11 protein-coding genes are annotated in these 13,153 nt (G+C 58.7%); 10 read left to right on the top strand and 1 reads right to left on the bottom strand.

The window, feature by feature from the left end; genetic code table 11:
• The first annotated feature begins 87 nt into the window (after positions 1-87).
• The 10 genes from IPJ76_10200 to IPJ76_10245 all read left to right on the top strand — a co-directional run bounded on the left by IPJ76_10200 (position 88) and on the right by IPJ76_10245 (position 11,897).
• Positions 88-1,812 (top strand): hypothetical protein, encoded by a 1,725-nt coding sequence (locus IPJ76_10200; protein QQR84992.1) that lies wholly within the window; start codon positions 88-90, stop codon positions 1,810-1,812.
• Positions 1,813-2,128: 316 nt separating this feature from the next.
• A complete protein-coding gene (locus IPJ76_10205) occupies positions 2,129-2,737 on the top strand; it encodes a PorT family protein (protein QQR84993.1) in 609 nt (202 codons plus the stop codon).
• 35 nt (positions 2,738-2,772) lie between these two features.
• On the top strand, positions 2,773-3,855 hold the full coding sequence (locus IPJ76_10210) for a beta-lactamase family protein (GenBank protein QQR84994.1): 1,083 nt from the start codon (positions 2,773-2,775) through the stop codon (positions 3,853-3,855).
• Positions 3,856-3,982: 127 nt separating this feature from the next.
• Positions 3,983-4,696 carry a DUF433 domain-containing protein gene (locus IPJ76_10215; protein ID QQR84995.1) on the top strand — a complete coding sequence of 238 codons (714 nt, stop codon included), beginning with the start codon at positions 3,983-3,985 and terminating at the stop codon, positions 4,694-4,696.
• Complete coding sequence (locus IPJ76_10220) at positions 4,686-5,111, top strand: hypothetical protein (protein QQR84996.1); 426 nt, start codon at positions 4,686-4,688, stop codon at positions 5,109-5,111. Before IPJ76_10215 ends, IPJ76_10220 begins: the two co-directional genes overlap by 11 nt.
• Before the next feature lie 132 nt (positions 5,112-5,243).
• Positions 5,244-5,732, top strand: a complete 489-nt coding sequence (locus tag IPJ76_10225) for a hypothetical protein (protein QQR84997.1) — start codon at positions 5,244-5,246, stop codon at positions 5,730-5,732.
• Positions 5,725-7,179, top strand: a complete 1,455-nt coding sequence (locus tag IPJ76_10230) for an aldehyde dehydrogenase family protein (GenBank protein QQR84998.1) — start codon at positions 5,725-5,727, stop codon at positions 7,177-7,179. The genes IPJ76_10225 and IPJ76_10230 overlap by 8 nt, the downstream gene beginning before the upstream one ends.
• Before the next feature lie 335 nt (positions 7,180-7,514).
• Positions 7,515-8,519 (top strand): IS110 family transposase, encoded by a 1,005-nt coding sequence (locus IPJ76_10235; protein QQR84999.1) that lies wholly within the window; start codon positions 7,515-7,517, stop codon positions 8,517-8,519.
• A 341-nt stretch (positions 8,520-8,860) separates the two neighbouring features.
• The gene (locus tag IPJ76_10240) at positions 8,861-10,135 is read left to right on the top strand and encodes a WG repeat-containing protein (GenBank protein ID QQR85000.1); all 1,275 of its coding nucleotides are present in this window, start codon (positions 8,861-8,863) and stop codon (positions 10,133-10,135) included.
• Between the two features lie 112 nt (positions 10,136-10,247).
• Positions 10,248-11,897: a T9SS type A sorting domain-containing protein gene (locus IPJ76_10245; GenBank protein ID QQR85001.1), complete on the top strand. Its 1,650-nt coding sequence runs from the start codon at positions 10,248-10,250 to the stop codon at positions 11,895-11,897.
• A gap of 339 nt (positions 11,898-12,236) precedes the next feature.
• Here the strand turns inward: IPJ76_10245 and IPJ76_10250 are convergent, their stop codons facing one another.
• Complete coding sequence (locus IPJ76_10250; protein ID QQR85002.1) at positions 12,237-13,133, bottom strand: IS3 family transposase; 897 nt, start codon at positions 13,131-13,133, stop codon at positions 12,237-12,239.
• Positions 13,134-13,153: the final 20 nt, after the last annotated feature.

The following is a 13,153-nucleotide window of genomic DNA, read 5'->3' on the forward strand; positions in this document are numbered from 1 at the left end:
CCAGCGCGATGGCCTCGCATGCTAACCAACGTTCTATTGCGCTCAGCTTCTTGACGCGGTTGCTTGGCACCCTGAACCAACAGCCCCATGAAACGACTCTCCACTGTTCTATTGCTGGCTGCAAGCGTCGCATCACCTGCGGTCGCGCAGACACCGGAACCCGCCCAGATCTTCGGCACCAACGGCTGTGCGGATATCGCCTTGCCCATCACATCCCAAGCGGCCTTCAAGAGCCACGCTTTGCAAGCCGACGGCAAGCTCTTGCTCGCAGGCTGGGGTGGAAATGGCTTTCCCTACTACGCGCTCATGGCCAGGGTCGACACCGCATGCGGTGCGCTCGACCCCACCTTCGGGCAGAACGGCGTGCTCGCGCATCACTTCGAGCAACGCACCATCTGCAGCAGCATCGCGGTGCAGGCCGATGGCAGGATCGTGGGCGGCGGTTTGATCGCGGCCAGCAACGCGGGCTCCGGCCAGTTCCCCGGAGTTTGGCGCTACAACGCGGACGGATCGGTGGACAACACCTTCAACGGGACAGGCTACAACAACACTGGCTTCTCCACGGGCTCGGCCACGGGCAAAGCGGAAGAGGTCTTCATCGATGCGGATGGCCGCATACTCGCCGCCATCATCGGCAATGCGCAACTGGGTGTGTTCCGCTATACGACCGACGGAGTTCTTGATCCCAGCTACTCAGCGGACGGTCGCGCGGAGATGCCCGTTGGTTACACCCCGTTCAACGAGGACCTTGGCGCGGTGATGGACCCCGACGGATCCGTGACCATCGCCGGTCTCGTTGGTACGAGCCCATTCGATCCGTACTTCATGGCGCTCGCTCGTTTCCTTCCCGATGGCGATCCCGATCCGGCTTTCGGTACCAACGGCCTTGCGCTGCATCCGACCATATCAACCAGCCATCTCGGCGGCCCCGATGGTTTCAAGGATTGGAGCATGGTGCGCCGCCCCGGTGGCGGATTCCTCGTGGGCTATGGCGCGCACGACGGCGATACGCGTCCGAGCATTGCCGCATTCAACGAGGATGGCTCCATCGATCTCACCTACGGCACCGATGGTATCTTCCAGGTCACGGGAAGCAATCCGGTGGGCAGTGGGCTGTGGATGGATGATGATGGAAGCGTACTGCTCTTCCACCGGCAAAGCAACATCACCAATGGACCTGGTGCCATCTTGAGGTTGACACCCGGCGGGCAACCCGACGCGGGCTTCGGCACCAACGGCGTGCTCCAGTCGCCGTTCGCCAACCGCGGTTTCGTGCATGGCTTCCGGCTCAGTGGCGGAGACCTCATCACCTACGGCGCGAACAACAACAATGGCAACGGCTCTGTGTTCCGCTTCAGCCTGGATGTGGAAGCGAACGCGTTGCCTGTTATCTCCTTCGACTTTCCGGACCTCACCGTGAGCGGCGGCGGCAGTGTTCAGTGGTTCCTCGATGGAACACCGATCGGCGGTGCTATGGCGAGCACACACACACCCACGCAGAACGGCACTTACACCGTGGAGATGAACTCCTTCGGCTGCATCAACACCTCGCCGCCCTTCCAGTTCCTGAGCACGGGCATCGCTGATGCGCAGGAAGCAGGCATCACTTTCCGTCAGGACCTGGCTGCTGGTGTGCTCTTCATCCAGAACAATGCGGCCGCCACCGACTGGTTGCTCGTTGATGCGAGCGGTCGCGCATTGCGCAATGGTGTGTTGCGCTCAGGAGCGAACGAGGTTTCTACGACCGACTTGCGCAGCGGGGTGTACGTGCTGCGCTGCGGTGGGCAGGTGCATCGGTTCGTGAAGCCTTAATGAAGACGAACGAATGAGCAGGCCCGCTTCAGAGGAAGCGGGCCTGTTTGCATTTGGGGAATAGCGTGTTGTTACGGATCACTAAAGTTGCTTCGCTTCGTGCTGATGCTCCATTTGAGTGCAGATGCGCGCTCACGATCGCAACCAAGGAGCAAGCCTCGGCTGGACCTTCGCCCCAGCTCCTGCCAGCACGTCGAACGAGTTGGAGAGGATAATGATCCACCGCAAGGCGCGTTGTAGCACCATGAAACCGGAACGCATGCTACTTCGGACTCTCGCCCTGGTTGTGATCGCAACGCTGATCCGATCCGATGCGATGAGCCAGATGACCCGGTTCGAAGCCGGGTTGCAGCTCGGTCCAAGCCTCAGCTGGTTGCGCGGCAACAAGGCGATCGACGGTACCGATGCCCTATTGGGCCCTGCCGCCGGCCTCTCATTGCAGTATAACACTTCTTCCGTGTTCGGGATCCGCCTCGGCGCGGGTTACCAGGAGAAAGGGTACAGCTCCGATGTCACCTTCACCGACATCAATGGCAACACGATAGGATCGGGGACCGTTCGTTACGAGCTGCACTATCTCAGCATTCCGCTGATGCTCCGTTTCGGGTTCGGCGAGAAAGTCAGGGTCACTGCCGGTGCAGGTGGTTACGCCGGCGTGCTGATGTCCGGGCAGCTCACGTCCAAGGGCTTCGACCTTGCGGACCAGACCGTGACCGACGATTTCGAGAACCTCGATCTCGGCATCTGCGCCAGCATCGCCGGGTCCTTTCCGCTCGGTGCACACTTCGGGCTGAACACAGAGGTGCGCTACGACAAGGGGCTCACCAACATCAGCGCGCTGCCGGTGGTGGACGATGGCAGCATCCGCACCAACGCGGTGAGCCTGCTTGTTGGTTGCAGCTACCGGTTCGGCAAGGCGATCTAGCTTCACCGGCGGCGTTGCGTTGCGCCGCAATGGTGATGCCCCTGCGTGTGTTGCTTGCCTGTGCCCTGCTCGGTGGATCGATCTTCGCCGGCGTGCTGCGTGCGCAGGATCATGCCGCGTTCGCCGATAGCATGCGCCTCGCGCACCGCATCCCCGAGCTCGGGTACGCCGTGGTATCGGCGGACAGCGTGTTGGAGCTGCATGTGCTCGGCACCAAGCGGGTCGATCGCGCCTGGCCCGCGGATGAGGACGACCGTTTCCGCATCGGCTCCAACACCAAGACCATCACCGCGCTCATCGCTGCACAACTGGTCCATCAAGGGAAGCTCTCGTGGGACACGCGCTTCTTCGACCTCATTCCGGAGATGCGCAAAGGCGCGCGCAAGGTGTACCGGCAACTCACCCTGCGCGACCTGCTCAGCTTCCGCACGCGGCTGTACAAGTACACCTACACCGATGCGGAACCCCGGCGCGAAGACCTCACCGGCGATGAAGCGGAACAACGGCGCCAGCTCGCGGCTTGGGGCTTCGCGCACAAGCCACTGCACACCAAGGACAGCATCAACTTCTCCAACCTCGCTTTCGTGGCCGCTGGGCTGATGTTGGAAAAGGCCAGCGGGCGCAGCTATAAGCAACTGGTGGGCGAGCTGGGCGCGCAACTCGGTATCCATTTCGACTTCGGTGCGCCCAATACCAGCGACACGCTTCAACCTTGGGGACACGATGCGCAACTTGTTCCGCAGCCACCTTCAACAGATCACAAGCTTGCTTGGCTCGAGGCAGCGGGCAACATCAATGTGAGCCTGCCCGAACACGCGCGTTTCATACAGGAACTGCTGCGCGGAGCGCAGGGTCGATCACCGCTCCTCCCACAGGCCGGGTTCGATGATCTTCTCTTTGGTCGGTCGCGCTTCGCCCTGGGCTGGTGGTGGGGTGTGGATGGACAGGGAAAGAGGCTGGCCTGGCACCAAGGCAACCCCGGCAGCTTTCTGAGCGTGGTGTACGTGCATGCCGATGTGGACCGTGCATACATCGTGTTCGCCAACGTGCAAAGCGATGATGCTGCGGAGGGAATGCGGGTGCTGTATGACACATTGAGCGCTGATCCCGGCCAATAGCGCGAGCCATCTACCTTCGCTCACAATGGCAACCAAGAGGAAGCCCCTCGACTGGCAACTCGTCCCCGCCCCCGAGTCCAAGGACCACGTGCATTGTCCGCCCCGTCGGTTCTAACTTTGGCCCGTCATGTCCGCCAAGCAAACTCATATCGGTTTGAGGGATACGCCAGCCTATACGATGGCTCAAGCGGCTCATTATTTGGGCCTGCCCTATAGCACGGTGAAGTCTTGGGTGGTCGGCCAGACCTACTACGATTCGAAGGAGCAGGAGAAATTCCTGAAGCCGCTCATTCATCCAGCTGACAAGGACGAGAACGTTCTCTCCTTTCGCAACCTCGTCGAGTTGCACGTCCTTTCCGTGACACGCAGGGAGTACAAGATCCCCATGCCACAGGTCAGGATCGCGATCGAGTACATCAAGAAGGAGATCGGGACGGCGCATCCGCTGTCGGATGTTGATCTGCAAACCGACGGTGTTGACCTACTGGTCGAGCAGCTCGGTCAACTTGTGGCCGCGAACAAAGGCGGACAAGTCACCATGCGTGATGTTGTTCTGCAGTATTTGAAGAGGATAGAGCGCGATAAGCATGGCGTCCCCCTCCGTCTCTATCCATTCACCAGAAAGGCGGCGTTCGACCAACAACCTCGTTTGGTCGTCATCGATCCTGAACTTTCGTTCGGCCGGCTCGCGCTCGCGGACATCGGTGTTTCAACTCGCATGATCGCCAATCGGATCAAGGCTGGCGAATCGATCGAAGATCTCATGGCGGATTACAACTGCTCTTCAGAGATGATCGTCGAAGCATTGCGGTGTGAAATGACCATCTCGGATGCCGCCTGATGCTTCCAGCGAACCGGAGATCGTCTTCTTTGTCGACCGTTGTCTAGGTCGGCTCAAGGTGGTCGAGGCTCTGACGGCCGCAGGCTACAAAGCCATCCCGCACGATAAGCTCTTCAAACAGAACGCCAGGGATCATGAATGGCTGCCGAAGGTGGCCAAGCTCGGATGCGTGATCCTATCATTCGACGAGCACTTGAAAACGAATGCCCTGGAACGACTGGCGATCAAGAACTCCAAGGCCGGTGTGTTCGTCCTGGTTTCAAAGAACCTGGTCGGTGAAGAAATGGCGGCGGCATTCGTCAAAGCCGCACCGGCGATGAAAAGGTTCGCAGCGAAGCACAAACGCCAACCGTTCGTTGCCAAGGTGTATGGCACCGGCGCCGTCGCCCCTTGGAAGTGGGACCAGCACCTGTAGTTCTGGAAGGGTAGCCCCTCTACCTTCGCTCACGATGGCAACCAAGAACAGAGCGATCGACTGGCAACCTGCCTGTCCGGCAGGCAGGCTCGCTCCAGCCCCCGAGTCCAAGGAACACGTCCGAATTCTGTGATGAAGCACTTCCACAGTAAGTCTCAACTGGGAGAGGACGACGTCAAGTACATCATCGTTGAGAAAGGCGAGCGACTGACGGTTCGCTTTGGTGAAGTGGACAAGGACAATGATGGCGCGCCGATCTCGCAAGGCATCAAGCTCTGGTTGAACCGTTGTGAACTGCTATTGGGAGAAGTGCCGGTCGAAGCAGGTCGTGTGATCATCTGGCATGCTGAGAAGCCCAAGCCAATGCGTGTGTCTGGTGGTCACGCGCACATCTACGCGAAGGAGGTGATTCTCACCGTAGGCAAGACAAGCGGAGAGAATGCTAATCTTGGACTGTTCAACGTTTGGACTTCAGACAACCAGCGCTGCTACGAGTTCTCGAGAAGCAGCAGCATATCGGACAAGGACCAGAAGCGCTTCACAGCAAGACATGGCTGGTCGAAAAGCGACAAGGCGACCATGGCCTTTGAGATAGAACGAACACCTTTGGCCAATGGCTAAGAAGAAGACCCTCGACTGGCAGTTGGCTCCTGCTCCCGAAAGCAAGGACCACGTCCGCATCGACCCCCAATACGAGCTCTTCATCAACGGCAAGTGGCAGAAGCCGAAGAGCGGCAACTACTTCGACACCATCAACCCCGCCAACGAGCAGAAGCTCGCGCGCATCGCCGAGGCGGGCGAGGCCGATGTGGACGCCGCCGTGAAGGCCGCCCGCAAGGCTTACGACACCGTGTGGTCGAAGATGCCCGCGGCCGAACGCGCCAAGTACATCTACCGCATCGCGCGGCTGCTGCAGGAGAAGGCCCGCGAGTTCGCCGTCATCGAAAGCATGGACGGCGGCAAGGCCATCCGCGAAAGCCGCGACGTGGACGTGCCGCTCGCCGCCGCGCACTTCTTCTACTACGCCGGTTGGGCCGACAAGCTGCACTACGCCTTCCCCGGCAAGACCGTATCGCCGCTCGGCGTGGCCGGCCAGGTCATCCCCTGGAACTTCCCGCTGCTCATGACCGCGTGGAAGCTCGCCCCCGCGCTGGCCTGCGGCAACACCGTGGTACTGAAGCCCGCCGAGACCACCCCGCTCACCGCGCTCAAACTCGCCGAACTGCTGCAGGAGGCCGAGCTCCCCGATGGCGTCGTCAACATCGTCACCGGTGCGGGCGCCACGGGCGCGGCGGTCGTCAATCATCCCGATGTGAACAAGGTCGCCTTCACCGGCAGCACCGGCGTGGGCAAGCTCATCCAGCGCGCCACCGCGGGCAGCGGCAAGAAGCTCACCCTCGAGCTCGGCGGCAAGGCGGCCAACATCATCTTCGCCGACGCCACCATCGACCAGGCCGTCGAAGGCATCATCAACGGCATCTACTTCAACCAGGGCCACGTATGCTGCGCCGGCAGCCGCCTCTTCGTGGAGGAAGGCGTGCACGACGAAGTGATCCGCAAGCTCAAGCACCGCATGCGCTCGCTCGTCGTGGGCGATCCGCTCGACAAGAACACCGACATCGGCGCCATCAACAGCAAGGAGCAGCTTGCCACGATCAACCGCTACCTCAAGATCGGCGTAGCCGACGGGGCTGAGATCTACTCGCCGACTTGCGACTTGCCGACTAAGGGATTTTGGTGCCGCCCCACGCTCTTCCTCAATGTGGCGCAGAGCGCGCGCATCGCGCAGGAAGAGATCTTCGGCCCCGTGCTCGCCGTGCAGACCTTCCGCACCGTGGACGAGGTGATCCAGAAAGCCAACAACACGCCCTACGGCCTCAGCGCCGGCGTGTGGACGGACAAAGGCAGCAAGATCTTCAACCTCACGAGCAAATTGCGCGCGGGCGTCATCTGGGCCAACACCTACAACAAGTTCGATCCCACCTCACCCTTCGGCGGCTACAAGGAAAGCGGCTACGGGCGAGAGGGTGGCTTGCACGGGTTGAGCGCGTACTTGAATTTGAATTGAGTAATGCTTGGCGCGATGAGTGCGATGAAGGTTTGGGCGTGCCCCGGCTCAAATGCAGCCGGGTCGCGCTTTCCGCTTCAACTCTAGACTTGCCCGCCTCGAAGATGGAGATCTTCGGGGAGCGAACGATCACTGAAGGAAACTGAGCAGGATCGCGGGTGAACCATTCCGCTGCATAGGCGCAAGGGCCTAAAGGACTTATTGGCACCCGTGATCCACTCGGGTCTGAGGCTCGGATAGAATTCCAGGCGTAGTGGCCTAGTAGAGTTGTCGAGCACAGGGCCCATTGCTCAGTCCCTCCAGCGATCACTTGTCTAACCCAAAGGTACACGGACATGAGACACTGGATCGGCATTGATGTGAGCAAGGCGACCTTGGATGTGGCCTTGCTGGACGAACAAGGCAAGGTCACCGCCGAAGAGAAGGTGGCCAACACGGAGAAGGGACTACGCAGCATGTGGAAGCGCTGGACCAAGATGTACGGGCTGAAGAAGGACCAATGCCTGGTGTGCCTGGAGCCCACCGGCCATTACTCGCATCTTCCGCTGGAGACACTCGTGCGGTTGGAGGTTCCCACCTGGCTTGCGCACCCCACGGACATCATCAAGAGCATCGGCACCACGCGTGGCAAGAACGACCGCATCGATGCACTTCGGATCGCGGATTACGCACGCCGCTTCCACGACAAGGCCAGGCTTGTAACCGCCGATCACCTGCGCACCAACAAGCTCAAGCAACTGCTCGCCCGGCGTGAGAATCTGGTGCGTCGCAAGACCATGCACCACACCCAGATCCGCAACCTGGACCATTGCGTGGACCAGTCGTTGCGCGCGGCCTTCACACGCATCGACAAGGCGCAGATCACCGCGCTCGACAAGTCGATCAAGCAGATCGAGACCATGATCAAAGAGGTGATCGCGGCTGAGCCAGAGCACCAGCGCATCTACGATCTGCTCTTGTCCATCGATGGCGTTGGCCCCGTGTTGGCAGCGCATCTGCTGGCACTCACCGAGGGCTTCCTGCGCTTCAAGACCGCGCGCGAGCTGGCCTGCCACGCCGGGGTGGCACCCTTCGAGTACAGCTCCGGCTCCAGCATCCGAGGCAAAACGCGCGTCTCCAAACAAGCGCAGCCCACTTTGAAGTACCTGCTGCACATGGCGGCTGTGGGATGCACGGCACGCAAAGGCGAATTGCAGGACTACTGGAAGCGCAAGGTGGCCGAAGGCAAGCACAAGATGAGCGTGCTCAACGCCATCCGCAACAAGCTCATCCACCGCATCTGCGCCGTGATCGAACGGGGTACGCCATTCGTGCGCAGAACGGAACCGGCCGCTGCGTAGACTTGTGCGTCGGGCCGAAACGGAAGCAGGCTCTGCTGAGGAGCAACCTGCCAGGGATAGGTCCGATGTACGACAGGCATAACATGGGTCGAGGGCATCAAAAGCTCTTGACCCATGCCTGGAGTTCCTCATGCCTGAAAAAAAACCTGCCCATTGGCTTGCTCAGGTCATAGAATAAGTCCGCACTCGTCGTCCCTCCTCGCTTGCGGGCTTTCCGCTGCAATCGCTCACGCGAAAGGCACGAAGACCATGTGCTGTATGAAGCACTTGGAGCCATTCAGAAAATGGAATGATTGTTGGCGGCGCCAAAGGGAAGCCCACCCACCAGATAACCACCAAGCATGAAAGCGAACGCCTACACCTATGCTCTGTTTATGTCTTGTTCAGCTCTCACACTAACTGCCCAAACCGCCCCAGGAACGGTTGCGGCCAATGCAGTGACGATCGCAATGGAACAAGGGGGGAGCCTTTTTCCCTTCAAGGACGGTGTGGCCGTCGTGGAGCGTGGTGACGCCGTGGGTTTGATCAACCCCAAAGGGGAATTCATCGTGCCATACAAGAAGTACAGGGAGATCATCCCCATCGGCGATGGCTATTCGGTGGTCCAGAACGATGCGGGTAAGCACGGCCTGATCGACGCTAAAGGTGTTGAACTGGTGCCTTGTGAGTTTAACCGTCCAGATGGTGAGACCGGAATCGGTCCATACCTGGGCTCGGGCCATGTGCTGCTTTCGCGAAAGACAAATAGTCCATGCGAGATCAAGGACCTGATCACTGGTAGATTTGCAGTCGGCCCGGCCAGAAAGCAGATTGTCTTTGCTGTCGGTGATGGCGCAGGGCCCGTGTACAATGTGAACTATCCGTCGGAGTTAACGGCCAATGGACTCGTGCCGGCAAGGGAGCGTATTGACTCTGACGTGCCATACACCTCGCCGATTGGATTCATTGACTTCTCGGGTGTGTGGGTGATAAAGCCCAAGTACCTCCGCGTGCATCCTTTCAGCGAAGGTCTGGCGGCTGTCATGATCGCTGATGAGTTCGGGGAGAAGAAGTGGGGCTACATTGACCGGACGGGCAATTGGATTGTCACCCCTCGTTTCACCAAAGAACCTGGTGACTTCCATCACGGCCTCGCTTATGTAGAACCCAAAGACATGAGCGACTTCCGTCTCGGATTCATCAACAGGAACGGTGACGTTGTTGTGAAGTGCTTTGCTACAGCTTCTGATGGATTCGCTAACGGTGTGTTGGTTGCTGAACTCCAGAACGGACAACCACATATGCTCGTAGATACTACGGGCACGGCACGTCCCTTCCCGAAGAATGGTACGGCTTATGGGCAGGATTACGCCCTTTTCATCGATAGGTCCGGATGCCCTGTTGGGTGGACCATAGACCGGCAGGGAGGGTTTGTAGTTCGGCACCAGAGGTGGGGCCTGGTTGATCTCCAAGGGACTTTGATAATTCCGCCTGTGTTCAATACAGATCTCAGCTTCGATCCTGTTAGCGGCTTATGCCTTACCTCGTTCACAGGAGGCGATGGCAAAAAGGTGGAGGGATACATAGATCGCACCGGAAGTTTCGTACTCGTTAAGGGCGCTGAATCGAAGTGGTGAGGTCTATGCGGTTGTGGTCATGCAACCTAGTCTCACCTATCAAAACGGTCGGTATGGAAAGTGCTAAACGCAATGCCGCACCCATGATGAACCATGTTCACGTTTCGTAGCCATGAGCAGAATTGCATTCTTGATTTTGTTGGGTTTCACGTCCTCGAGCTGCTTACCACAGATTGCGTTTGGCGGGCAGTGGGACGCTCGGTTTGGTGGGTACTGGATGGAGGTGTTGACCTGTGCTGAAGAGACGAATGACGGAGGGTATGTGCTTGGCGGGTATACTTATCTTTCCGACACCACTGGTGATATCACCGAACCAGACCGAGGGTTAGAGGACTACTGGGTTGTGAAAGTGGATTCGCTTGGGATCAAGCAATGGGATAAACGCTACGGAGGGATACATCACGACTATCTAACGGTCGTCAGACAAACCCGCGATGGAGGATACATCGTTGGCGGATTTTCCAATTCTGGTGCTACAGGCGACAAAAGCCAGCCAAGTTTCGGGAACTACGACTACTGGTTGTTGAAGACAGACTCACTCGGTAGCATTCAGTGGGATCGGGTGTATGGCGGAAGCATCGGGGACGAGCTATACGGCCTGCGCCAGACATCGGATGGGGGCTACATAATCGGGGGCTTCTCGGATTCTGGTGTAAGTGGCAGCAAAACAGCGGTATCGTATGGGGCCGCCGACTTCTGGGTGGTCAAGGTCGACGAGAGTGGCACTCAACAATGGGATAGGTCATATGGAGGGGACGATCGCGACAGGATTCAAGCGTTGGATCTGACGAAGGACGGCGGGTTTGTTTTCGGTGGGTACACGCGCTCAGACAGTGGCGGTACCAAGACTCAGGATACCTATGGAGCTTATGACTATTGGGTAGTGAAAACAGACTCGACTGGCAATCAGCAGTGGGATACCGATGTAGGTGGCACTGATGACGAGGAGTTGCATTCCTTGATAACGACCACTGACGATGGATTCATGTTGTTTGGTCTATCTGCCTCTGGCATCGGTGGCATCAAGACGGAAGCATCACAGGGTGAACTGGACTATTGGATGGTCAAACTCGATGCCCAAGGCCTGGTACAATGGGATAGAACTTTTGGTGGGTTGGATAACGATGGTGCCTTGGGTGATAACTGGCAGTTTGGGAGTATGGTGGGCCAAACAAATGATGGAGGCTACCTTTTGGTCAGTACCTCGGAGTCTCTAATTGGAGGGGACAAGTCAGAAGAAAACCTTGGGAGCAGGGACCCTTGGCTTGTCTGCACAGATTCACTGGGGAATCTCATTTGGGACAAGACGATTTTCACAATGGGGAACAGTCACGGAGCCTTTGCTTGGCAGAAAGCCTCCGGGTGTTACATGGTTGCCGCGCAACTGAACGGCGGAGTAGGTGGATACGTGACGCAACCTACGCGAGGGAAGACTGACTTCTGGCACACCCTTCTCTGCGATTCTGCGTTGGTCGCGGCATCGGGACCTTCTGCATTTGCCCGTGCCGAACCACTCTCAGTATTCCCGAACCCTACGGAATCACAAGTGGTGGTCTCAATCGCTGACCATGTGCTTGACGTGGTTGAAGTCTCGGCGAGGAATTCTCTGGGCCAAACATTGAGTCGGTTTTCAATCAGTAACAGACCGGTTCGTTCGGTGAGCATTGACCTGAGTCAATATCCAGACGGCTTGTACTTCATCGCTGTCGATTGCGGTGGAAGTCGGACATGGAATAAGGTCATCAAGCAGTCCGCCAACTGAATCCAGTATCTGGTTTGAGTACCATCACCACCATGCCCCGCCTCATCGTGCACGGTCGTGATCTCGCTCGCCGGCTACGGCGCCGGCCTGCCTGCCGCAGGCAGGTCCGCAACAATCATTGGAGGCTCCGCTCGGCATCGGCGGTGAGGCCTTGCACGAACGGATGCTACGCTCAGAACAACAAGGCAAGCAACTCCTCGCGCGTTATCTGGTGATGCGCCGCGACATCGCCGAGGATCCCTGCCAACGTGCCGACCTTGATCGGCCGATGGTCCGGAATGGTGATGTGATGGGTTCCATGCCTTGAGGAGGTCAGCCGGATGTGTAAGCACCCCCATTTTAGGCGCAGCGGTTTGTAAAGGTACTTTTGAGTGTGGTGGTGTTGTGGATGTCCTGTTGAACTGTGGGGAAGTCCGCGCGTGAGCCTGTGTAGTGGGCAGGGAGTTGTCCACATTTCAACAGGAACGCACGGGGCGATAAGCGCAGCAACGACCTGTGCGGGCGCTGGTTGTTATAGCGCCACATCCACTCTTGCGTGATGGTGCGTACTTGGTCCAGGCGTTCGAAGATCCACGCATTGAGCACTTCGGTCCGGTACGTTTTGTTGAAGCGCTCGACCAAGCCGTTCTGCATGGGCATGCCCGGCTGGATGTAGGTGAAGGCGATCCCATTGGATGCGGCCCATTCCTGCATGGCGTGTGCGATGAACTCCGGGCCATTGTCCATGCGAAGGCGTTCGGGCTTACCACGCCAGGCGATCAGCTGGTCCAGCTCACGGATCACGCGTGCAGCAGGCAGAGAGGTGTCGACCGCTATGCACAAGGCTTCCCGGTTGAAGTCATCGATCACGTTGAAAGTGCGGTACTTGCGACCGGTCACCAGCGCATCGCTCATGAAGTCCATGCTCCAAGTGATGTTCGGGCCGATGGGCAGAACGATCGGGTCCTTCACCCGCTCGGGCACCCGGCGCTTCGTACGCCTGCGCAAGTGCAGGTCCGCCTCCTTGTAGAGCCTGTGCACCCGCTTGTGGTTGGCCCCGGTCCCCTCAGTGACCATCTGGTCGAAGGTCAGACCGAACCCCCATGTGGGGTTCTGATCCACCACTCGCATCATGTGCTCGATCACTTCCGCATCGTTCTTCTCCTTGGGCGCATAGCGATACACGCTCGCACTCAAGTTCAACAGCTTGCAGGCCCGGCGTTCGCTGTACTGGCGCTGTTCGACCAGTCGGCGCACGACCTCTCGTTTGTCGTCCG

Source organism: Flavobacteriales bacterium, from assembly GCA_016699575.1.
Taxonomy (GTDB): Bacteria; Bacteroidota; Bacteroidia; order Flavobacteriales_F; family PHOS-HE28; genus PHOS-HE28.

Bases quoted from the DNA above. Each gene is read 5' to 3' on its own strand.
- IPJ76_10200 (QQR84992.1), top strand. From the start codon at position 88: ATGAAACGACTCTCCACTGTTCTATTGCTGGCTGCAAGCGTCGCATCA.
- IPJ76_10205 (QQR84993.1), top strand. From the start codon at position 2,129: ATGAGCCAGATGACCCGGTTCGAAGCCGGGTTGCAGCTCGGTCCAAGC.
- IPJ76_10210 (QQR84994.1), top strand. From the start codon at position 2,773: ATGCCCCTGCGTGTGTTGCTTGCCTGTGCCCTGCTCGGTGGATCGATC.
- IPJ76_10215 (QQR84995.1), top strand. From the start codon at position 3,983: ATGTCCGCCAAGCAAACTCATATCGGTTTGAGGGATACGCCAGCCTAT.
- IPJ76_10220 (QQR84996.1), top strand. From the start codon at position 4,686: ATGCCGCCTGATGCTTCCAGCGAACCGGAGATCGTCTTCTTTGTCGAC.
- IPJ76_10225 (QQR84997.1), top strand. From the start codon at position 5,244: ATGAAGCACTTCCACAGTAAGTCTCAACTGGGAGAGGACGACGTCAAG.
- IPJ76_10230 (QQR84998.1), top strand. From the start codon at position 5,725: ATGGCTAAGAAGAAGACCCTCGACTGGCAGTTGGCTCCTGCTCCCGAA.
- IPJ76_10235 (QQR84999.1), top strand. From the start codon at position 7,515: ATGAGACACTGGATCGGCATTGATGTGAGCAAGGCGACCTTGGATGTG.
- IPJ76_10240 (QQR85000.1), top strand. From the start codon at position 8,861: ATGAAAGCGAACGCCTACACCTATGCTCTGTTTATGTCTTGTTCAGCT.
- IPJ76_10245 (QQR85001.1), top strand. From the start codon at position 10,248: ATGAGCAGAATTGCATTCTTGATTTTGTTGGGTTTCACGTCCTCGAGC.